Source organism: Kitasatospora sp. NPDC043949, assembly GCF_056435365.1.
On the sequence record NZ_JBWKEQ010000062.1, the window covers coordinates 1 to 20,543 of the forward strand.

21 protein-coding genes are annotated in these 20,543 nt (G+C 70.7%); 10 read left to right on the forward strand and 11 right to left on the reverse strand.

What is annotated here, in order from left to right; translation table 11 throughout:
* The first annotated feature begins 85 nt into the window (after positions 1-85).
* Both AC07AL_RS33510 and AC07AL_RS33515 read left to right on the forward strand, forming a co-directional pair.
* Positions 86-1,294: an alpha/beta hydrolase gene (locus AC07AL_RS33510; protein WP_478319242.1), complete on the forward strand. Its 1,209-nt coding sequence runs from the start codon at positions 86-88 to the stop codon at positions 1,292-1,294.
* A gap of 315 nt (positions 1,295-1,609) precedes the next feature.
* Positions 1,610-2,221 (forward strand): hypothetical protein, encoded by a 612-nt coding sequence (locus AC07AL_RS33515; protein ID WP_478319243.1) that lies wholly within the window; start codon positions 1,610-1,612, stop codon positions 2,219-2,221.
* Positions 2,222-2,298: 77 nt separating this feature from the next.
* On the opposite strand, the gene AC07AL_RS33520 is transcribed toward AC07AL_RS33515, so the two are convergent.
* Both AC07AL_RS33520 and AC07AL_RS33525 read right to left on the reverse strand, forming a co-directional pair.
* On the reverse strand, positions 2,299-3,639 hold the full coding sequence (locus tag AC07AL_RS33520) for a C40 family peptidase (protein ID WP_400810701.1): 1,341 nt from the start codon (positions 3,637-3,639) through the stop codon (positions 2,299-2,301).
* A gap of 56 nt (positions 3,640-3,695) precedes the next feature.
* Positions 3,696-5,039, reverse strand: coding sequence for an FG-GAP repeat domain-containing protein (locus AC07AL_RS33525; RefSeq protein ID WP_400810700.1), 1,344 nt, complete (start codon positions 5,037-5,039; stop codon positions 3,696-3,698).
* An 889-nt stretch (positions 5,040-5,928) separates the two neighbouring features.
* Between AC07AL_RS33525 and AC07AL_RS33530 the strand changes: the two genes are divergently transcribed.
* Positions 5,929-6,156, forward strand: coding sequence for a CU044_2847 family protein (locus AC07AL_RS33530; RefSeq protein ID WP_478319244.1), 228 nt, complete (start codon positions 5,929-5,931; stop codon positions 6,154-6,156).
* Positions 6,157-6,551: 395 nt separating this feature from the next.
* On the opposite strand, the gene AC07AL_RS33535 is transcribed toward AC07AL_RS33530, so the two are convergent.
* Together AC07AL_RS33535 and AC07AL_RS33540 are read right to left on the reverse strand one after the other, a co-directional pair.
* Positions 6,552-6,998 (reverse strand): nitroreductase family deazaflavin-dependent oxidoreductase, encoded by a 447-nt coding sequence (locus AC07AL_RS33535; RefSeq protein ID WP_400810696.1) that lies wholly within the window; start codon positions 6,996-6,998, stop codon positions 6,552-6,554.
* A 225-nt stretch (positions 6,999-7,223) separates the two neighbouring features.
* Positions 7,224-7,745, reverse strand: a complete 522-nt coding sequence (locus AC07AL_RS33540) for a MarR family winged helix-turn-helix transcriptional regulator (protein ID WP_400810694.1) — start codon at positions 7,743-7,745, stop codon at positions 7,224-7,226.
* A 127-nt stretch (positions 7,746-7,872) separates the two neighbouring features.
* On the opposite strand from AC07AL_RS33540, the gene AC07AL_RS33545 reads away from it, so the two are divergent.
* The gene (locus tag AC07AL_RS33545) at positions 7,873-9,099 is read left to right on the forward strand and encodes an FAD-dependent monooxygenase (RefSeq protein ID WP_478319255.1); all 1,227 of its coding nucleotides are present in this window, start codon (positions 7,873-7,875) and stop codon (positions 9,097-9,099) included.
* Positions 9,100-9,244: 145 nt separating this feature from the next.
* Here the strand turns inward: AC07AL_RS33545 and AC07AL_RS33550 are convergent, their stop codons facing one another.
* Positions 9,245-9,808 (reverse strand): DoxX family protein, encoded by a 564-nt coding sequence (locus tag AC07AL_RS33550; RefSeq protein ID WP_363632200.1) that lies wholly within the window; start codon positions 9,806-9,808, stop codon positions 9,245-9,247.
* A 272-nt stretch (positions 9,809-10,080) separates the two neighbouring features.
* Positions 10,081-10,662 (reverse strand): TetR/AcrR family transcriptional regulator, encoded by a 582-nt coding sequence (locus AC07AL_RS33555; protein WP_363586637.1) that lies wholly within the window; start codon positions 10,660-10,662, stop codon positions 10,081-10,083.
* Between the two features lie 84 nt (positions 10,663-10,746).
* Between AC07AL_RS33555 and AC07AL_RS33560 the strand changes: the two genes are divergently transcribed.
* Positions 10,747-11,628 carry an SDR family oxidoreductase gene (locus tag AC07AL_RS33560; protein ID WP_363586638.1) on the forward strand — a complete coding sequence of 294 codons (882 nt, stop codon included), beginning with the start codon at positions 10,747-10,749 and terminating at the stop codon, positions 11,626-11,628.
* 190 nt (positions 11,629-11,818) lie between these two features.
* Here the strand turns inward: AC07AL_RS33560 and AC07AL_RS33565 are convergent, their stop codons facing one another.
* The 3 genes from AC07AL_RS33565 to AC07AL_RS33575 all read right to left on the reverse strand — a co-directional run bounded on the left by AC07AL_RS33565 (position 11,819) and on the right by AC07AL_RS33575 (position 13,346).
* The gene (locus AC07AL_RS33565; RefSeq protein ID WP_478319256.1) at positions 11,819-12,208 is read right to left on the reverse strand and encodes a DUF4240 domain-containing protein; all 390 of its coding nucleotides are present in this window, start codon (positions 12,206-12,208) and stop codon (positions 11,819-11,821) included.
* The gene (locus AC07AL_RS33570; RefSeq protein WP_400810691.1) at positions 12,205-12,525 is read right to left on the reverse strand and encodes a hypothetical protein; all 321 of its coding nucleotides are present in this window, start codon (positions 12,523-12,525) and stop codon (positions 12,205-12,207) included. Before AC07AL_RS33570 ends, AC07AL_RS33565 begins: the two co-directional genes overlap by 4 nt.
* Before the next feature lie 191 nt (positions 12,526-12,716).
* Positions 12,717-13,346 (reverse strand): isochorismatase family protein, encoded by a 630-nt coding sequence (locus AC07AL_RS33575; RefSeq protein WP_478319245.1) that lies wholly within the window; start codon positions 13,344-13,346, stop codon positions 12,717-12,719.
* Between the two features lie 239 nt (positions 13,347-13,585).
* Between AC07AL_RS33575 and AC07AL_RS33580 the strand changes: the two genes are divergently transcribed.
* Positions 13,586-14,053, forward strand: a complete 468-nt coding sequence (locus tag AC07AL_RS33580) for a MarR family winged helix-turn-helix transcriptional regulator (RefSeq protein WP_363586641.1) — start codon at positions 13,586-13,588, stop codon at positions 14,051-14,053.
* 88 nt (positions 14,054-14,141) lie between these two features.
* Here AC07AL_RS33580 and AC07AL_RS33585 read toward each other — a convergent pair whose 3' ends face one another.
* Entirely contained in the window at positions 14,142-14,819 is a 678-nt protein-coding gene (locus tag AC07AL_RS33585) for a GAP family protein (protein WP_363620737.1), read from the reverse strand.
* A 240-nt stretch (positions 14,820-15,059) separates the two neighbouring features.
* Here AC07AL_RS33585 and AC07AL_RS33590 point away from each other — a divergent pair, with 240 nt between their 5' ends.
* The 3 genes from AC07AL_RS33590 (at position 15,060) to AC07AL_RS33600 (ending at position 18,326) form a co-directional block, all read left to right on the forward strand.
* Positions 15,060-15,650 (forward strand): hypothetical protein, encoded by a 591-nt coding sequence (locus AC07AL_RS33590; protein ID WP_400987609.1) that lies wholly within the window; start codon positions 15,060-15,062, stop codon positions 15,648-15,650.
* Positions 15,651-15,793: 143 nt separating this feature from the next.
* Positions 15,794-17,146 carry a Dyp-type peroxidase gene (locus AC07AL_RS33595; protein ID WP_400987607.1) on the forward strand — a complete coding sequence of 451 codons (1,353 nt, stop codon included), beginning with the start codon at positions 15,794-15,796 and terminating at the stop codon, positions 17,144-17,146.
* A gap of 55 nt (positions 17,147-17,201) precedes the next feature.
* On the forward strand, positions 17,202-18,326 hold the full coding sequence (locus AC07AL_RS33600) for a catalase family protein (RefSeq protein WP_400810679.1): 1,125 nt from the start codon (positions 17,202-17,204) through the stop codon (positions 18,324-18,326).
* A gap of 84 nt (positions 18,327-18,410) precedes the next feature.
* Here the strand turns inward: AC07AL_RS33600 and AC07AL_RS33605 are convergent, their stop codons facing one another.
* Positions 18,411-19,316 carry a hypothetical protein gene (locus AC07AL_RS33605; RefSeq protein ID WP_478319246.1) on the reverse strand — a complete coding sequence of 302 codons (906 nt, stop codon included), beginning with the start codon at positions 19,314-19,316 and terminating at the stop codon, positions 18,411-18,413.
* A gap of 267 nt (positions 19,317-19,583) precedes the next feature.
* Here AC07AL_RS33605 and AC07AL_RS33610 point away from each other — a divergent pair, with 267 nt between their 5' ends.
* Positions 19,584-20,510, forward strand: coding sequence for a DUF4232 domain-containing protein (locus tag AC07AL_RS33610; protein WP_478319247.1), 927 nt, complete (start codon positions 19,584-19,586; stop codon positions 20,508-20,510).
* Positions 20,511-20,543 lie beyond the last annotated feature (33 nt).

Consider the following 20,543-nt stretch of genomic DNA (forward strand, 5'->3'; position numbering starts at 1 on the left):
CAGTACCGCCCCGACATCCTCGACGGATTCCTCGCCGGGACCGGCCTCTCCCTCGACCTCCCGCCGCCATCACCCTGAAGCGCCAATGTCAGTACTGGTGCTGCTCGGGCTGCTCGCGGCGATCCGGGTCTACCAGGCCCTCCGGTTCGGCAGCGCGCTGCCGGCGGCCGGACTCGTCCTGCCGCTGCTGGCCTACGGGCGGCTGCGCAAACCTGCGGTCCGCCGCTGGCTGGAGCAGGGCGCCGCGGACGGGCCCGCGACACAGCGCACAGCAGCCGGTCGGGCGCCGCTGCTGCGCCGATGGGTGGGGGCGCTGGGCGTGCTGGGTGTCACCGTCGCCGCGCTGGGCGTGCTGACCGGTGCGGGCGCCGCCGCCGCGCTGATGCCCTGCGCCTTCCCCACGCCCGCGGTGGGCGGATTGCAGCAGGACCAGACCACCGCAGCCACGAACGCCGACCCGACCGGGCGGGTCGCCGCGACCGACGGGGTGCCGCTCGCGTACCACGCGTACCTCCCCGCCGACCCGGTCGCGAGCCTGGTGTTCTACCACGGCTCGGGCGCCAACAGCGCGGCCGGGTACCTCCCGCTCGGCCGCGAACTCGCCGACGACCACCACATCGCGACGTACCTGGTGGACATTCGGGGCCACGGCGCCTCCGGCGGCCCGCGCGGTGACGCGCCGACGCCGGAACAGGTCTGGCAGGACACCCGGACCATGGTCGACTTCGTGCACCGGCAGCAGCCGAAACTGCCGCTCTTCGTCGGCGGCCACTCGGCCGGCGCCGGCCTGGTACTCAACAGCCTCGACCGGATCGACGACCAGGTAGCCGGCTACGTCCTCCTCGCCCCGGACTTCGGCCTGCACTCCGACACCGAACAGGTGAGCGGCGGCTCGAACTTCGCCACCGTCTGCCAGCGCGCCTTCGTGGTCAACGCGGTCAGCAACCACGTGCTCGACGGACACACCCCGGCGCTCGGGTTCGCGTACACGTCCCGGGAGGTCCAGTCAGCGAAGCTGGTCCCGCGCTACACGGTGAACATGGCACTGGCGCAGAACGCCGACGACAGCGCCGCCGTGCTGCGCGGCCTGACCAAGCCGCTCGGCGTGTGGATCGGCGCCCAGGACGAGGTGTTCAACCCGGCCCGGGTGATCGCCTACGCGGCACAAGCCGGCCGCCCGGCCGACGACACCTTCCAGACCGTGGCACATGACAACCACCTCGGCGTCCTGACGGACGGTGCCGCCTCGATCGGCCCGTGGATCGACCATCAGGCCGGCCTCCGCCAGCGGTGATCCCTCGACGGCGGGTCAGGGCCTCGGCAGACCGGCAGCAGAGGAACTCCGCCTCGCTGCCCGGGAGTTGCGATGACCCGCCGTCAGTCGTCGCGCCGGTCACCGGGGACCTCAGGACAACCCACGGCTTCGGGCGCCGACACCGCCCGAACAGCTGCCGCCCCACCGGCCGGTTCGCCACCTGGCCACCGCCGGGTGCTCGGACCGGACCAGCCGAGACGGGACGTCCCGGAAACATCGAATTCGCACACCTCATCGCCCCCGGACGGGCAGAGTGGGAACCCGATCTACCGAACAGTCGACCTGGAGGCTCCCGTGCTCGACCTCTCCCGCGAGGAACTACCGGAACGGCACCAGGAGTTGCTGGACGTCCTGGTGACACGGCATGACCTGGCCACCGAGCGCCACCGTAACACCTCGTTCGTACTCCTCGACCACGACGGACGTCGCTTCGCCGTCTGTGAGTACGGAGCGCACTGGTACGAGGAAGGCGTACCGGTGCACCTGGCAGTCGACCTGACCACGGGCAGCCATGTGTCGATCACCGCCTACCGCGCCTCCGCCATGTGGCCGGGAACGTTCTGGTCGTTCTTCGAACCCGGCCGCGTCCCCTCCGACGACCCGGTGCGGGCCTGGCTGGCGACCCCGGCGGCTGCCCCCGGGCCGCGCCCGAGCGTCGCCGTGGCGTGGCCGGACCAACTCGAACGGTTCTGCGCTGCGGAGCTGGTCCGCACCGACCAACCCGAACTGCTCGCACAGGCAGAGCTGGTCGCGGACCCGGAACTTCCCGAGGACCAGACCACACTGGTCCGACGGCACTCGGCGGCGGCACTGCCGTACGCCGTGCTGTTCCGCCACGAGGACGCGCTGAGCATCGTCAACAAGCTGATCGGCAGCGGCCGGGGCTGCCCGCTCCCCGAGCTCTGAGCTTGGCGTTCGTCGTCGCAGGTCGAGTGACCTGCGACGATAAACGCCAAGCTCAGAGCGGGAGCGGAACTCAGGGTCTACCAGTCGGTGCCGATGTTGGTGCGGTTGCCGAAGGTGCTCTGGCCGGTGCCGGGGTAGAAGTACATGTCACCCGTCGATCCCTGGGGGGCCTGGACGGCGGCGAGGTCGGTCCTGCCGTCGGCGTTGAAGTCACCGCCGATGAGGTCGCGCATGATGTTCCAGCCGGTACCGGCGTTGATCGGCGCCGCGAAGGAACCGGCGCCGTTGCCCGGATAGACGTACAGATTCCCGTCGCCAGTACCGACCGCCGCGATGTCCGACTTACCGTCACCATTGAAGTCACCGCCGGCGAACTTGCCCAGGGTGTTCCAGCCGGTACCGGCGTTGATCGGCGCCGCGAAGGAACCGGCGCCGTTGCCCGGATAGACGTACAGATTCCCGTCGCCAGTGCCGACCGCGGCGATATCCGACTTACCGTCACCATTGAAGTCACCTCCGATGAGGTGGTCCAGGTTGTTCCAGCCGGTACCTGCCGACCACGGCGCGCCGAACGCGCCGGCGCCATTGCCCGGATAGACGTACAGATTCCCGTTGGCGGTGTTCACCGCGGCGAGGTCGATCTTCCCGTCACCGTTGAAGTCACCCGGTGTCACATTGCTGACCGTGTCCCAACCGGTACCGATCAGACTCCGCTCACCGAACGTACCGACACCGGTCCCCGGGTACAGATACATCTTCCCCGTCGCCGCGTCCACCGCCGCCAGATCGGTCTTCCCGTCACCATTGAAGTCAGCCGACGCAAAACCCGTCATCCCCACCGGAGTAGCCGGCGGAGGCGTGGTGTTGTCTTCAACGACCTTGTTGAGACGGAGGGCCACGTAGCTGCTTGCCGGGTAGCTTGAGATGTTTCCGCTGTAGACGTTCCCGTTCCCATAGGTCACGTCGGTCCTCGGGTTCGACTGGTGGATGTAGGTGAAGTCCCCGGTCGCCTGGTTGTTCCACCTCACGAAGAGCACGACGTGGTCGCTGATGTTGTCCAGCGCGTCGCCGGGGCGGAGTTCACTCTTGTTGATGCGCGTGCTCAGCGATCGGCTGTCGAGGGTATTGGTGGTCGGCGAACCGAGCCCGGTGGCCGACAGGTGCCAAGCCATCGAGATGAATCCTGAACAGTCGGTGCGGTAGGTATGGCCGTCGCCGTCCCCGTACGTCGCGCCCTGGTTGTACTGGACGTTCTGGGCGTCCCAGTACTGGGCGCGCTGCAAGATCTCGGATCGGTTGACGGGGCCTCCGAGGGAGGAGCCGGCCTGGGCGGGCGGCGCGGTCAGGCCCGCGGCGGCCACGGCGGCGATTAACGGAACGAGAACGGACACGCGGCGGAAGCGGCTGTTCTTGGGCATGGCTGTCTACCTCGATCTGGTGAATGGTGTGTGCAGGCGACTGGGTTGGGGGGCGGCTACCAGCCGGTGCCGATGTTGGTGCGGTTGCCGAAGGTGCTCTGGCCGGTGCCGGGGTAGAAGTACATGTCACCCGTCGATCCCTGGGGGGCCTGGACGGCGGCGAGGTCGGTCCTGCCATCGGCGTTGAAGTCACCGCCGATGAGGTCGCGCATGATGTTCCAGCCGGTACCGGCGTTGATCGGCGCCGCGAAGGAACCGGCGCCGTTGCCCGGATAGACGTACAGATTCCCGTCAGCAGTGCCGACCGCGGCGATGTCCGACTTACCGTCACCATTGAAGTCACCGCCGGCGAACTTGCCCAGGGTGTTCCAGCCGGTACCGGCGTTGATCGGCGCCGCGAAGGAACCGGCGCCGTTGCCCGGATAGACGTACAGATTCCCGTCGCCAGTGCCGACCGCGGCGATATCCGACTTACCGTCACCATTGAAGTCACCTCCGATGAGGTGGTCCAGGTTGTTCCAGCCGGTACCTGCCGACCACGGCGCGCCGAACGCGCCGGCGCCATTGCCCGGATAGACGTACAGATTCCCGTTGGCGGTGTTCACCGCGGCGAGGTCGATCTTCCCGTCACCGTTGAAGTCACCCGGTGTCACGTTGCTGACCGTGTCCCAACCGGTACCGATCAGACTCCGCTCACCGAACGTACCGACACCGGTGCCCGGGTACAGATACATCTTCCCCGTCGCCGCGTCCACCGCCGCCAGGTCGGTCTTCCCGTCACCATTGAAGTCAGCCGACGCAAAACCCGTCATCCCCACCGGAGTTGCGGGGCTCTGGCCGATGGCGTTGACGATCTTCTGCGCGTCGGCCGCCTGAACCTGGTAGAGGTCGGGATAGGCCGACTGCTGGACGCCTTGGCAGACCTCGCCGATCGGCTTGCTCTGCCAAGTGTTGTTCGGATACGTCGAGAGCATCGCGCTGATGAACTTGCGGGTCGTCGTCGCCGGATCGAGCCGCTGCGCGGTGGTGCCCCACGAGGCCCGCTGCTGGAACAGGCCGACACTGTCGTGGTCCTCCATGTTCGGGTTGTTCCGCAGGGTGGATTCCACGATCGCCGTGGTGATCGCGATGACCTCGGCCTGCTGCGGTAGTCCGTTGGCCCGCACGGTGTTGACGATGGCCCGGGCGCAGGACATCCGGTACGCGTTCATCGCGTTCCGCAGGCTGCCGGTGAGCTGTTGGTTCAGTTGGGCGGCGGCGGTGGTGTCGGCGGAGGTGATCGTGCCGCAGGACACATCGGGCAGGGTCGCGTGCGCGGGGCTCGTCGCGGCCATCGCCCCGCCGGCCAGCACCGCACTCACCACGAGGAGTTGCAGGGCATTGCGCACAGCCTTCTTCATCGTGAAATGTTTCCTTCGTTCGCGGGTCGGATGTGTCGTCGCCAGAGATCCGGGCCACGACAGGTCTCGAGGGCACTGAGGGAATTCGCCTCGACCGTGCGCCGGACAGGGCATGGACGAGCCCGGTGTGCAACACGTGAGAGCAGAGTGAGAACGCCCCGGTCCGGCGACCGCCCCGGCCGCGCGGCGCCGTCACGGCGACGGACGCGGCGCCCGGGCCGGTGACGTGCGGGTGGGCCCGAAGTGGGCTGCTACTGCCGGCCCATGGTGTCGATGCTCACAAGGGGCGGCGTCGGAAGCGGGGTGGCGGTGACGAGCGGGGTGACGAGGGCGGCGACCGCGGCGGCCTTCGCGATGCGGGTGCGGATCATGGCAGGGCTCCTTCGGAACACACGCGCAACAGGAGGTGGTCCGGATCCGGTGCGTCCCGCGGTGACGCTGCCCCGGTTCCTTTCGGCTGCTTGTCGCTGCCGTTGGGTACGATCCTGCCCTCTGGCCAGTGGCCCAACTAGGGGTCCGCGCTGGCCTGAACCGGCATTGGCCCAAGCCGTCCACCGTGGTCGGATGCGGACGCCCAGTGCCTCGGGCCGGCGCATACGACGGCAGGGCGATCGACGTTCCGGAATGCGGCCGGTGACGGTTCGGAATGTGGCCTTGAACGTTCGATCGTCAGGCTCGGCAAGCTATCTGACTGTTCATCAGCTCCATGCGCGGGTGCTCGCGGCCAAGGCGTTGACACCCGCGCTGCGCGGCGAAGGCTGGGACGTGCAGACATGGGTCAGCAGCTTGTCCGGGTCCCGCTCGACGGCGGTGGATCCATCCTCGTCGAGGCCGTGGACGGAGCGGCCGACCCGGTGAAGGCGGGCCGGGCCGGTGCCGCGATCTACCGGTGGGGCTGTCCACGGTGCTGGGCCCGGTCACCGCGACGGCGAGCACCGTGCTGGCCCGGTTGCGCGAGGCGGAGCCGGCCGAGGTGGAGGTCGAGTTCGGCATCGATCTCGCGACCGAGGCCGGGGTCGTGATCTCCAGGGCCGCGGCCGACCGCCATCTGACGGTGAGGATGGTGTGGTGCCGGGGGCGACAACGGCCCTGCGGCTGTCGGGCGTCGGCGGACTGACCCGTGGACGCCGAACGCACCGCCTACGGGGTCGGATCCGGGCCGGGCCGGCCCGTGGCGGTCGCCCGGGAGCTCGGCCACGACGTCACCGATCCCCTTCGCGTCACCCGTCGGCTCGGGGGCCGACCCGTCGGTGTACCGCTCGACGGCCTTCCTGAGGTACGAGGGGCTCCAGGCCCCGACGGCCCCGCTGACGTCGACGGCCGCCACCCCACCGACGGCACGCTTGAGCGGCGGCAGGACCTCGTCCGAGTGGTTCGCCCGCTTCGGCCGGGTTCTCCGTTCGTGCCATGTCGCGTCGTGTCATGTCGCGCACTGGAGCTGCCGTCCCGGCCGAAGGGCTCGGGCGGGTGGGCGGTTTCTGACCGTCCGGGCCCCGCCCGAGCCGTTCGGGGTCAACGGCCGGCGGTCTCCGGCTCCAACACGAAGACAGGGATCACCCGGTCCGTCTTCGTCTGGTATTCGGCGTAGTCCGGCCAGACCTCGACCGCGCGGGACCACCACAGCTCCCGCTCCGCGCCCTCGACCTCGCGGGCCGTCATGTCCTGGCGCACGCCGCCGTCCTGGAGCTCGACCCGCGGATGCGCGACCAGGTTGTGGTACCAGGTCGGATTCTTGGGCGCGCCGCCCTGCGAGGCCACCAGGGCGTACGTCCCCTCGTGTTCCACCCGCATCAGCGGGTTCTTGCGGATCTTCCCGCTCTTGGCCCCCAGGCTGGTGAGGACGACCACCGGCACGCCCCGGAGCGTCGTGCCCTCGGTGCCCCCGGAGCCCTCGTACAACGCGACCTGGTCGCTGACCCACTTCTCCGGGCTCGGCTGGTATTCGCCGCTAAGAGGCATGCTGTTCCCATCCCACTCGATGAGGACCCCCGACGGCCGACCTGGTGCCGTCCGCCCGAGGCCCTCGCTCCGTTCGGCCGCCTCCATGATTCACCACGAGGCCGCCGCCCGATAGGAGGCGACGCAACGGCGGGGCGCAACGGCGGGGCGCAACGGCGGGGCGCGCCGCCGCGGACCGGACGGGTGGTGATCGACGGTCAACGGCGCGGCTGCGGCCGTGTGCGGTCAGGTGGCGGGCGATGGCCTGTCGTCGTCGAGGAGGGCCAAGCGGGCGATGACGTCGTCGGCCAGCCTCGCGAGCAATCGGCCCAGGTCCCCGCGGTCCTGGTCCGACCAGTGCGCCGTCGCGTCCGTGAACCAGCCGATCATGGACGTCGCGTAGGCGTTCGCGGCCCTCGTCCCTTCAGCGGTCGCCTCGATGAGGCTGGCACGCCGGTCGTGCGGGTCGCCGACGCGATGGACGAGGCCGCGCCGCTCCAGCGCCTGGACCTGTCGCGTGACGTGCGGGCCGACCACCTGCATCCGTTCGGCGATCTCCCCGATGCGCAGCGGCCGGTCCGCCATGTGCAGGGTCATGAGCGCGCTCAGTGCGGGGCGGTCCAGGGCGAGTCCCGCCGCCTCGGCCGCCCGTTCGGCCAGGCGGCCGCGGGTCATGGCGTTGCTCAGCTGGGCCAGCCGGGGCAGGGCCGCCCAGACGGCTGCCGCCTGCTCGTCCGCGCCGGGGTTGTCCGGCGAGTCCGCGGTCATCGGACCACCACCTCCACTTGAATACCTAACTTAGGTATCTATATCCTGGGGCTGCGCCCGCTCTCGCGGGTGCGCTGTGCCGTCCACAAAGATACCTAAGGTACGCATCTTCGGCGTGGCCGCCAGGATGCGACCGCCAGGAGGAGAGCACACCGTGAACAACCACTCCGCGAACCGCAAGGTCCTCATCTCGGGCGCGAGCATCGCCGGCCCGGCCCTCGCCTACTGGCTCGACCGCTACGGCTTCGACGTCACCGTCGTCGAGCGGGCGTCAGCCGTCCGGGGCGGCGGGTACGCCATCGACATCCGCGGCGCCGCCCGCGAGGTCGTCGACCGCATGGGGCTGCTCCCGCAACTGCGCGAGGCCCACGTGGACACGCGCAAGCTCTCGTTCGTGGACGCCGACGGGGCGCCCATCGGCTCCGTCGCCCCCGAAACCGTCAACGGAGGCGCCGCAGGCCTGGACCTGGAAGTACGGCGTGGCGACCTGGCGAGCGCCCTCTACGCTCCGCTCCGCCACCGGGTCGAATTCCTCTTCGGCGACTCCATCGCCACCCTGGACGACCGGGCGGACCGCGTCGACGTCACCTTCGACAGCGGCGCCCACCGCACCTTCGACCTGGTGATCGGTACGGACGGGCTGCACTCCAACACCCGCGGGCTGGTCTTCGGCCCCGAGGACGCGTTCCACCACTACCTCGGCCACGTCTTCGCCGGTTTCACCCTCGCGAACGACCTGGGCCTCGCCCACGAAGGGATCGTCTGGAACACGCCAGGCCGGGCGGCCGTCCTCTACGCCCACGAACCCGCCGACCGCGTACACGGGTTCCTCGTCCTCAAGCGGGAGGACGCCCCCGTCGACGCCTTCCGGGACCCGCAGGCGCAGCGCGAACTCGTCGCCGCCGCCTTCCCCGAGCGCGGCTGGCACATCCCGCGCCTGGTGAACGCGATGCGCGAGGCCGACGACCTGTTCTTCGACGTCGTCAGCCAGATCCACATGCCCACCTGGTCCCGCGGCCGCGTCGCCCTCGCCGGTGACGCGGCCCACGCGACCTCGTTCCTGTCCGGCCAGGGCTCCAGCGTCTCGCTCGTCGGCGCCTACCTCCTGGCCGGAGAACTGGCCGGCCACACCGACCACGCGGCCGCCTTCGCGGCCTACGAGCGCAAGGCACGCCCCTTCGTGGAGCGGAACCAGGCGCTGGCCGCCTCCGGCGGCACCACCCTCGTCCCCGGCACCCAGGACCTGCTCGACACCCGCAACGCGACCCTGCGCAACCCCACCAACCCGGCGGGCGCCGAGGGACGCGCCGCCCACAACGGCGTGATCCTGCCGGACTACGACCACGCCGGATGAGCGCGCCCGCGTGCCGGGCTCAGCGAGTTGGACGCGGTTCTGCCGCCCGGCGGCCACACCCTGCTTCGACGGTGCCGACCAGGTCGCCGTCCAGGTCGATGCCGAGCACGTCCTGGGTGAGGGGTGCGCCTGGTTGCTGGTGGCGCTAGAGGGTCACCCCTTGCAGGGACAGCACGATGGCCGCGCCGATGCCGCCCATCCCCAGGGCGACGGCCGCACTCCACCACCCGCCCTGGCCCCACCGGAACGAACGGTCCAGCGCCAGGCGTCCGGGTCCGATGGCGGAGACCGCGATCGCGATCAGCGCCAGGCACAGCGGGTACTCCATGCCGCCCTTGTCGGCCCACAGGCCGCCGCCCGAGCTGACGGACATCGCGTTGATCATCACCCCGATCACGGCGGCGGCGGCCAGCGGGGTGAACAGCCCGAGGGCGAGGCCCAGGCCGCCACCCAGCTCCGAGGCGCCGCCCAGCGCGGCGAAGAGCACACCGGGCCGGTAGCCCAGGGCCTCGAAGCCCTTGCCGGTCGCGCTCAGGCCGGCGCCGCCGAACAGTCCGAAGAGTTTCTGGGCACCGTGGCCGGCCAGCAGCAGGCCGGCGAGCCGGAGTACCAGCAGGCCGACGTCGGCGGCGGACACCGGCGGCGGATGCGTGGAGGTCGGAGCGGCACTGCGGACGGAGGTCCGCAGCCGCTCGGCGGTCAGTTTCATGGCGAAGGTCTCCTCCCGCGCGCCGCAACCGCCGCGAGCAGGATCGCCTCTCCCGAGACGAGGCGCCGACGCGCAGATCAGATCGGCCGGGCGCAACTCGCGCCGCCGTCGACCAAGTCCAGGAACGGCCGGACCGGCACCGCCTCACCGGAGGCATCCGTGCGTCTCACCGATGACCCTCCGAAAAGGGAAGCCGTGATCCAGCACTCTCTGTGTCCACTCTACGCGGCGGCAACCGGCGGCAGGACTCCTCGTGGCGGCTGATGCGGAGCTCAGCGGAGCTCAGCGGCTGCCGCGCGGAGTTGGTCGAACGCGGCTCGCGTGTGAGGCGCCAGCTCGCCGGGGTCCTCGTCGCGGCTGGGGTCGGCCCACCGGGCGTAGCCGAGCCTGAACGCGAGGACGCCGAGTTCGGCGGCCACCTGCGCCGTGGGTTCCGCGACGTTCCGTCGCTTCAGCGCGTCGACCATCGCCGTGGCCATGCCGATGCACTTCAGCACGTTGCGCGCCTGCAACTCCGCGTTCGCCTCGATCGCCGCGTGCAGCAGCGGGCTGAGCTCGCGGTTGAACGACGTCATCTCGCCCGATGCGCGTTCGAGTCCGGCCGCGACGGCCGTCATCGGCGTCGCGTCCGCAGGGGCGCCGTCGATGCCCTCGGCCAGCAGGCGGCTGAGCGCCGTCTGTCCCATGGTGAGGATCTCGCGCTTGTCGGTGAAGTGGCGGAAGAAGGTGCTCCGCGTGAGCCCTGCCCGCTCGGTGATCTGAGCGACGGTCGTTTCGTCGTAGCCCTGCTCGGCGAACAGGCCGAGCGCAGCCACGACCAGGCGTTGTCGGGCATCGGGTTTCCATCGCGGCATAGTGCCAGTCTAGATGACGGGACAAGTGTCGCATCGCGTCGTACAGTGATGGGACAACAGTCGCATCACTCCTCGGAGCTCACCATGCGCGTCTTCATCACCGGCGGCACAGGCCTGATCGGCTCCGCCGTCGTCGCCGAACTGCTCACCGCAGGCCACCTGGTCACCGCCCTCGCCCGATCCGACGCCTCCGCGGCCACCGCGAAAGCCGCCGGCGCCGACGTGCTCCGTGGCGGGCTCGCCGACCTCGACGTGCTGCGGACCGGCGCGGAACAGGCGGACGGCGTCATCCACCTCGCCTTCAGCAACGACTTCAGCTCGCCCGACGCACTCGCGCGAGGGATCGCCGAGGAGAGCGCCGCACTCGCGGCCCTCGGCGACACCCTCGTCGGCACGAACAGGCCGCTCGTCACCGCGTCCGGCACGCCCCTCGTGGTGGGACGCGCCTCGACCGAGGAAGACCCGCTGCCGCTGGACGGACCTGTCAGCGGACGCAGCCTGTCGGTGAACCGCACACTCGCACTCGCCTCACGAGGCGTACGCAGTTCGGCGGTACGACTGCCGCGCACGGTCCACAACCGGGGCCAGGGCGGGTTCGCCGGGCTGCTCACCGACATCGCCCGCGGCACCGGCGTCGCCGGCTACCCCGGAGACGGCGCGCAGCGCTGGCCCGCCGTCCACGCGCTCGACGCCGCCGTCCTGTTCCGGCTCGCCCTGGAGAAGGCCCCGGCCGGAAGCGCGTGGCACGCCGTCGCCGACGAAGGCGACGCGGTACGCGACATCGCCGCGGTCATCGGACGGCGGCTCGACCTTCCCGTCGAGCCGGTGCCGCAGGAGAGCTTCGGTCCCCTCGGCCCGATCTTCGCGGCCGACCAGCCTGCCTCCAGCGCTCACACCCGCACCGCCCTCCGCTGGGAGCCGACGCACCCGGGCCTGCTCGCGGACCTGGAGAACATCGAAGCCTGAGCTGTCTGCCTGTCTGTCTGCCTGCCTGCCTGCCGGACCGGCGGCCGCCAGGGGACCGGGCCCCGCTCGCCCGCCGAGCGGGGCCCGGGCCCGCTCCTCGATCCCGCTGAGCACTGTGCGGCCGCCACGCGGACCGGCCCGCGACCGGAGACCGGCTCTGCGGTGAACGGTGCTCTGCGACGGTTGGTGCTCAGCGGCGGAGCTCGGGCCAGCCGTCCGCGTTCGAGCAGGACTCGTAGTCGTAGCGGGTGAGGCGGTCCCACTCCGTCCCGGTCACAAGCTCGAACGCCTCCTCGTGCACGTAGAGCAGCGGTTCGCACTGTCGCGCGGTGAACGGAGCGAACCGTTCGGGATCGTGGAACACGCTCTCGTACACGTCGCGGCCCGCAGCCACGGCCGCAGCTTGCGCGTACAGGAAGTGGTCGCTCGACTGAGGGAACGGCGAGCCGTCGGGCAACACCGCCCCGGTGATCGGCAGCGTTCCGAACTGCTCCTGGTCCAGGCGGTGGAGCGCCTCGGCGAGACGCTCACCGAAGCCGATGCTCCGGCCCAGCGGCTCGCGTGCGAGAACTTCGGTCAGGCGGCGGACGGTCCGGCACTGCCCGCCTCCCCTCCGCCCGGCCCGTCCGCGTCCTCGAACGGCTCGTCACTCCACCGGAACCAAGCCCTGTCGTCCTGGATGTGCAGCAGGAACTCGGCGACCGGGCCCGAGGGCGAGAGCATCGACACGGTGCTCGCGATCTCGTCGTACGCGTCGTCGAAGGCCTCCCAGTCCTCCGCCTCGGACAGCGCGAGCGAACGGGCGAAGAGCGGCTGGACGGCGGGGAACGCCGTTCCCGGCACGAAGCGCCCGTGGAGCCATGGGAAGTCCGTCTCCTCGACCACGATCTCGCCCACCGGCTCTTCCCGGCGCACCAGACGCCAGACCCCGCCCTCAAAACCCATCGCACACAGCTCTTGCCACCCGTTGCCGTCCTCTTCCGTCCGGCAGCATGCCAGCTGGCACTGACAGGCGACGGGCGACGGGCGAGGCGCATCCCCCCGTGGGGTGGGTCGGTGACGGCCGGATCAGCTGAGTACGCCGGCCGTTACGCGGGGCGGGCGGCCGCCGAGATCTGGCCGACCAGGACGGCGAAGGGCATGTCGAGGGCGGCGTAGAGGTCGCCGGCCTCGGGGGCGGCGTTGTCGGCCAGGGCCTCGACCATGAGGGTGGCGTAGTCGGAGACGGTGACGCCCGCCTGCTGCATGCGCAGCAGTCCCGCCTCGCGCTTGGCCTGGCTGAAGGTGCCGGAGGCGTCCACGGCGACGTACGCGTGGTGCCCGGCGGCCGTCGCGGCGATCGCGGGCAGCGCCGCGCACACCTCCAGGGACACTCCGGCGAAGATCAGTTTCTGCCGCCCGGTGGCCTCGATGGCCTCGCGGACCCGGCCGTCGTGCCAGGCGTTGACCGTGCTGCGGTCGATGATCCGCTGTCCGGCCGGCAGGCCCTGGACCAGTTCCGGGGCGGTCGGCCCCCACATGCTGTCGGCCGCGGTGGTGGTGACGACCAGCGGGATGCCGAGCACGGTCGCCGCGCGCGCCAGCGCGACCACGTTGTGCTTCAGCTCGCCGAGCGGGATGTCCCGGACGCCGGACAGCAGGCCCACCTGGTGGTCGACCAGGACCACGGCGGCGTTCTCCCGGGTGACCGGCTCCAGGAACTTGCTGTGCTCGCTCATCGTGCGCTCCTTCGGGTTGAGCCACGGCTCCATTGGCCACTAGTAGTCACCGATATTGATAGTCAAGATTAGTGACTACTTTGACGCTATACCCCTGTCCCCCGGGGCGCAAGCACTGGTCAGGGCGGGGCGCCGAAACGCCTGGGGTGTCGCCCGAGCCCACCGGGCGGGCGACTAAAGTTGCTGGTCACAGGGCGGAGCGCGGGGCGGGCCCAGAGACGGCGGAAGCGGGAGACGCGTTGAGCGGACACCAGGCGGCGGAACCGGACCTCGGCGTGCTCGCCGCCCGGGTGCTCTTCTCCGTCCAGCGCGAGCTGTTCACCGTGCTCGCCGAGCAGGGCTTCGACGACATCCAGCCCCGCGCCGGCGCCGTGCTCGCCTACCTGCGTACCGACGGCATCCGCGCCAGCGAACTCGCCCGCGCCTCCGGACAGCACAAGCAGGTCATCGGGACCCTCGTCGACGACCTCGAACGCCTGGGTTACGTCGAACGCAGACCCGACCCCGCGGACCGCCGCGCCAAACTGATCCACCCCACCGAACGCGGCCTGCTCCAGATGGAGGCGGCCGCCGCCATCATGCGCTCGATCGAGGAGCGCCACGCGAAGGCGCTGGGCGCGCGGGAGTACGCCGCCTTCAAGACCGCCCTCCACCACGTGGCCGACCTCCAGCGCGAGACCCGGCGTGAGACCCGGCGCGAAAACTAGGCAGTGCCGCGCCCTGTCGATCGGCGCGACCTGACGCCTCCATGGTCACGGACTTCCGCGCCAGGAAAGGGATTCACGGAGCGGCCTGTCAGGAGGTGAGGACGGAGATCCCGTCTCCGAACAGTTTCAATCCGAGGACGAAGAACAGGACCGCCATCACGGCGACGTTGTGCTGGGCTGCCCAGTCCTTCCAGTTACCGAGCGTGGTCTGGGCTCGCTCTCCCCCGAGCACGAAGACTCCCAGGGGGGCCAACAGGCCGAGGGTGGCGATCACGACGAAGACCGCCAGTGAGGCGATCTGCTGCCCTACCGGCAGTCCGGCCGAGCCGATCGCGGCGCCCGCGGCGATGGTCAGCGGGGCGTTCTTGGCGTTGAGCGCGGACAGGGCCAGTCCGAGTGCGAGGACCTTGACCGGCGTGAGGCGGTCGATCGCGCTCATCCACTTCGGCAGCTGGGCCTGCGACGGATCCTTCGGGCGCCGGTGCCACTGCCGGGCGCCGAAGAGGACGAGGAGCAGGCCCAGAACGAGCTTGAGGACTCCCACCCAGGTGGCCGGGTGATCGTGGGCAGAGGCGCCTGCGGGGGAAGCGACCGCCAGCATCACCGCGCCCAGCGCCGAGAGCCCCAGGATCCAGCCGACGGCGAAGAGGACTCCGTTGAGGCGTCCCCGAGGCGTGGCGAGGATGAGGATGATGGCGATGATCGGCAGTGGGCTGATCGCGACGCCGGCTGCGAGACCCAGGACGTCACCGAGAACTTTGCCCATGATTGCCTCCAGACGGGAGTCAGAGCGCGTGACGACGAACCCGGCAGGCCCATGTTCCATGATCCTGCGCTCTGACGAAGCTGTCCTCGTGAGCTTCTCGGAGCTCTGAGGGCCTCGGCCTGCTCGTTGCCCGGTGGTGCCCCCGTCGCGCTCGGGTCAGGATGAAGAGGTGAGGGCGATGGCGCCTCATGTTCGGGCGGTTGGCGACCCTCGCACCGACCATGGCAGGAGGACGTCATGATGACCGCGACGACAGGCGCAACGCCATCGGCTCACCCCGAACGCCCGGGCAGGTCGGATGGGGTCTGCAGCGAGTTCACCGTCTTCACCAGGATCAAGCCGGGCCACGCGGATGCGCTGCGTGAGGACCTGGCCACGCTCGCCGACTCGGCGGACGACGAGAAGGTCCATGCGGCAGTGCGCCAGATCGGCACCTTGCACGACGCACGGCACGTGATCTTCGACAACGACACCCGGTTCATGTTCGCCAGCGTTTTCGACGGCTCCTGGGACACCTACATCGACGACTTCGCCCAGACGGTGGTCGGGTCCCGCTTCGACAGGATCTTCTCGCACAGCGAAGGGTTCCCCGGCGTCACCGATCCGGGGGCGAAGGACTGGTTCGTCGCCCACCAGGAGCCCGCGGGGGTCTTCGTCAGCGCCTATCCCGACCTCACCGTTCAGCAGATCTACAAGGACCACCGCGTGGACGACGCGTTCCAGGAGGTGCTGGACACCCCCCAGTTCCGGGCGGCGCTGGACAACCCGGCCAACGCGGAGTTGGTGGCCACGCCGGCGTTCCGGAAGCTGCTGGAGGAAGCCTCGGCATAGAACCCGGGCACGGCCGACGGTCGGAGCCCACCCACCATCGGTGGACCAACTCGGCCGGTGCGAGTCGGCCGTTGCCGGGCTGTCCAGGCAGAGACAGATGCAGAGACAGGTGTGGAGACAGGTATGGAGAGGCACAAGCGACCATGAACACAGCGGACGGCAGCAGCGCGGCGGGCGTGCGCGTCGAGATCGACGACGTCCAGAGCGGGGCCCTGCGTCCACGGCCCGTGCCCTACGAGGGAAGGTTCGTCTTCCTGCGCGTGGATGACCGCCACGTCGGGCGCGCCCTGCTGCGCCGGCTGCTCCCGTTGACCTCGGGCGGTCTGCCCAGCGTGGACCCGAGCCGGGATGCCTGGGTGACCGTGGCGTTCACCTACCAGGGGCTGAGGGCCCTGGGGGTGCCCCGGGAGTCGCTGGACAGCTTTCCGCGGGCGTTCCGCGAGGGCATGGCCGCTCGGGCCGGGCTGATCGGCGACGCGGGCGAGAGTGCACCGGCCCACTGGGAGGCACCGTTCGGAACCGGTGAGGTCCACATCGCGTTGAGCGCCCTCTCCTCCGACGCGGCGCAGCTGGAGAGGGAGCTGGCGCGGGCCCGTGTCGCCTACGAGGACACACCCGGTGTCCAGGTGATCTGGCAGCAGGAGGTCCACCAGCTCCCGACCGGGCGTACCACCTTCGGCTTCCGTGACGGCATCAGCCATCCGAACATCGAGGGCGTCGGGCTGCCCGGCTCCAACCCGCAGGAAGTTCCCATCAAGGCCGGCGAGTTCATCCTCGGCTACGCCGACGAAACCGGCAGCCTGCCGCCCATGCCGAGCCCCGACGTCCTGGGACGCAACGGGACCTACGTGGCCGTGCGCAAGATCCACACCAACGTGGCGGCCTGGCGCCGGTACCTGCGCGCGAACAGCTCCAGCGCCGAGGAGGAGGCACTGCTGGCGGCGAAGATGGTCGGGCGCTGGCCGAGCGGGGCGCCGCTGACGCTGGCGCCGGAGCACGATGATCCGGAGCTGGCGGCCGATCCGCGCCGCGTCAACGACTTCCTGTACCGGGAGAACGACGACCGCGGCTTCCGGTGCCCGGCCGGTGCGCACATCCGGCGCACCAACCCCCGTGATTCCACCATCATCGGCGACGCGCGGATGCACCGGCTCATCCGGCGCGGCACGACCTACGGCCCGCCGCTGCCCGAGGGCGTGCTGGAGGACGACGGCGCCGACCGCGGCCTGGTCGGAGTGTTCATGGGGGCCCATCTGGAACGGCAGTTCGAGTTCATCAAGGCCGAGTGGGTCAACGACGGCAACTTCATCGGCTACCCCGGCGAGAAGGACCCGGTGGCCGGGCATCACGGCGGAACCGGCAGCGTCACCATCCCCGAGAAGCCGGTCCGGCGTCGTCTGAGGAACCTGCCCAGCTTCGTGGTCACCCGCGGCGGCGAGTACTGCTTCCTGCCGGGTCTGCGCGCCCTGCGCTGGCTCGCCGAGCTGGAGGGCTGAGGGCGATTCCCACCCCCTGAGGTCCGGTCGCACTCTCCGAGGAGAGGTCGGAGTCATGACAGCACAGTTCGTCCGCTACACGCCCGACGTCGAAGACGACGACCCCCACTTCGACCGCGACGTGCAGACCGTGATCGAGAAGACCGAGAGCTACATCGCCGAGTCGGTCAAGGCCGGTGGCACCGGACGGGCCCTGCGCGACGCCCACGCCAAGGGCTACGGGCTGGTCCGAGGGGAAGTGGAGATCCTGGACGGGCTGCCCCCCGAGTACGCCCAGGGAATCTACGCGACTGCGGGAACCCACGACGCGCTGATCCGCTTCTCCAACGGCTCGCCCCACGCCGGAGCCGACGCGCGTCTGGGCGCCGCCACCGGACTGGCGCTGAAGATGTTCGACATCCCCGGCCCGACCCTGCTGGAGGACGAACCGGACACGGGCACGTTCGACTACGCCAACATCAACGGGCCGGTCTTCTTCTGCAACACGGTCGAGCACTACCTGTTCATCCAGGAACTGTTCCTGAACGCGCCGGCGTACTTCTCCCAGGGCCGACCCGGCGCACATCGGTTCTTCACCGAGTTCGTGACCGGAAAAGGAACGCTGGACCAGGACGACTGGGCCTGGGACGAGTTCCTGGCCTTCCTCCGCCTGTCGAAGACGCCTCCGGCGAACCTGCTGCTGTCCAGCTACTGGACGATGGGCGCGGTCCGGCACGGGGACTACATCGCCAAGGTGCGCATCACCCCCGACCCGGCCTTCGCCGCGGCGGTGGTCCGGCGCACCATCGACCCGGCCTCGGGGGCGGAGGTCTTCCGGCCGGCCCTGCAAGCCGAGCTCCAGGAGCGGCCCTACGCCTTCGACATCCAGGTCCAGCTCTGCACCGACCTGGAGCGCATGCCGGTGGAGGACACCACCGTGGAGTGGCCCGAGCAGCTCTCGCCGTCCGTCACCGTGGCCAAGCTGCGGCTGCCGCAGCAGGACATCTCCGGCCCCGGGAACCTGGAGAGGATGGACTCGCTGTCCTTCACGCCCTGGCGGGTCACCGCCGAGCACGCGCCCCTGGGCAACATCATGCGGGCCCGCAAGGAGGTCTACCGGCGGTCCTCCATCGCGCGCCACAAGCTCAACCAGCAGCCGCGCACGGAACCCCGCAGCGCCGACGACGTGCTCGGCGCCTGACCCGGCCCGCCATCGCGAAGATGCGCCGACCGGGGCGGTCGGCCCTGGCAGCCCGCTGCCGCCGGCGTGCCAGGGCCCGGCCGGTCACTTCAGGGTGACGATCTTGCGCATGCCCAGGCCGGCGTTCGGGACGCCCGTCCGCTCGTCGGGAATCATGCAGAGCAGGACGTACCGTCCGGGCTGCAGGCCGTGGGCCTGCACGGAGGCGGTGCGGTCGCCGGACATGGCGCCGAGGCCGGTGGCCGGCCCGGTGAACGGGGACCGGGCCGGCAGGCCGCCCAGCGCGACGTCCCTCAGGTACTCCCCGATCTGCTCGTCGGTGGTGTCCGCACCGATCGGCCGCAGCTGCATCTCGTGGATCTGCTCGGACCCGTCGTGCACCAGGTAGGCCAGGTGCGCGTGGTCGACGTCCTCGGTCTGGAAACGCGGGCCCTCGGCCGTGTCCTTCTCGATCACGATGCCGTCGTCGAAGCGGACCTGGTTGTCGTTCTGACCGTTCGTACCGACCAGGTTCAGCAGCCTGGAGACCGGGTGGGCCGGGTCCGCCCGGAACGCGGTGAGGTCCAGCAGGTAGACCGGCCCGGGGCTGACCTCCTCGGTGAACTGCTCGTGCACCTGCGAGGTGACCAGCGCCCCGCCCAGCAGGTCCGCCTCACCGTTCACCGCCCGGATCCCGGCGCTCGCGGTGGCCGGCGACGGGCTGACCGCGGCGGCGAGGTCCCGGATGACCTGGTCGATGGTCACTCCCCCGTGCGGACGCAGCAGCTGTAGCTGCCGGCCGTTCGGGTCGTCCGTCTTGACCCGGAAACTGACCAGGCCGCCCTTCGCGGTGTCCGGTGCTTGCAGACCGGAGGCTCCGATGCTCACCTCGACGGGGTGGTCCTCCGGCGAGGCGGCGCCGGCCGTACCACTCGCACCGACGCTCGTCGCCAGGGCGAGGGCCGAGACGGTCACCGTCCGTACCACGCGCGCGAACACGTGCTCCACCATGAAGAATCCTTTCTGTTGGTCGCCTCCGGCGCGGAACATCCCCCACCGCGCGCGGCAGACCACGCCCCGCGCCGGAAGGCGACCGGTTCGGACCATCGGGCAGCGGGGTCCGGTCACCGATGGCAACGGTGCCAGCCGGCGCGAAGGGGCGCCCGCAGCTCCGACCGGGCTCGGTTCGGCGGGTGCCGGGCGGATCGTTGCGGTCCTGTTGCGCGGGCAGTGGCGCAGCTCATAGTCGTTCCGGGTGGTTCGTGATCGCATCGGCTGATGCATCAGTTCGAGAACGCCGGGAATCACCTGACGGCCCGCCGGCCGGCTGCCGCGGTTGTGGTGGTCGCGGCCTGCGCGGCCCTGCTCGTGGGCTGCGCGGACGGGGCGACGGGGATTCCGGCGGCCTCCGGCAGTGCCGGGCCGTGCGGGGCGCCGTCGCCGTCGTCGTCCCGCGATGCGCAGGCGTCGCCCGGGCCCGCACAGGGCGGGGTGCGGATCACGGCCGCCAGTGCGGCCTGCGCCGAGTACGAGGTCACCAATCCGGAGGACCAGGCCTCTGATGTCACAGCGGTGTTCAGCCGGCTCTCGGCGGCCGGGGGTGCGCTGGACAACGTGACGCAGGTCGTCACCTCGCTCGCTCCGGGGGCCACCGCGAAGGGTCGGATCGAGCTGGACGGGCACGGGCAGGCGCGGCCGGGCGCCGGACCGCTGGTGAAGATCGTCCAGGTCCGCAGTGTGCCCAGCGCCGAGGCCTCGCGGCCGGGCGGCCCCTGCCCGGCCTCGGGCCTGCGGCTGTACGCGGATGACGGCGACGCCGCGATGGGCCTGCGCGCGGTCGGCCTGCACCTGCGCAACTGCGGGACGTCCGCGGTGTCCGTCAACGGCTACCCGAAGCTGCAACTGCTCGACGTGGGGCACCGGCCGGTCGACGGGGTCCGCTTCCTGTCCGGCGGCGCCGGGATCGCCGGCGGCACCGGCGCGGACGACCCGCCGCAGGAGATCGTGCTGCGCCCCGGAGAGGGCGCCCGTTCCACGCTGGTGTGGCGCAACACCGTGGAGGCGGGCAGCCCGGTGAACGCCCCGTACGTGCGGGTCCGAGCCACCCCCGACGCGGCCCCGGTGATGGTCGTCCCGGAGATCGACCTGGGTACCACGGGACGGCTCGGCGTCGGCGCCTGGACCAGGGAGGACAGCCGTCTGTGAGCGGGGTGTCTGAGCGGGGCGCCGGTGGTTCTC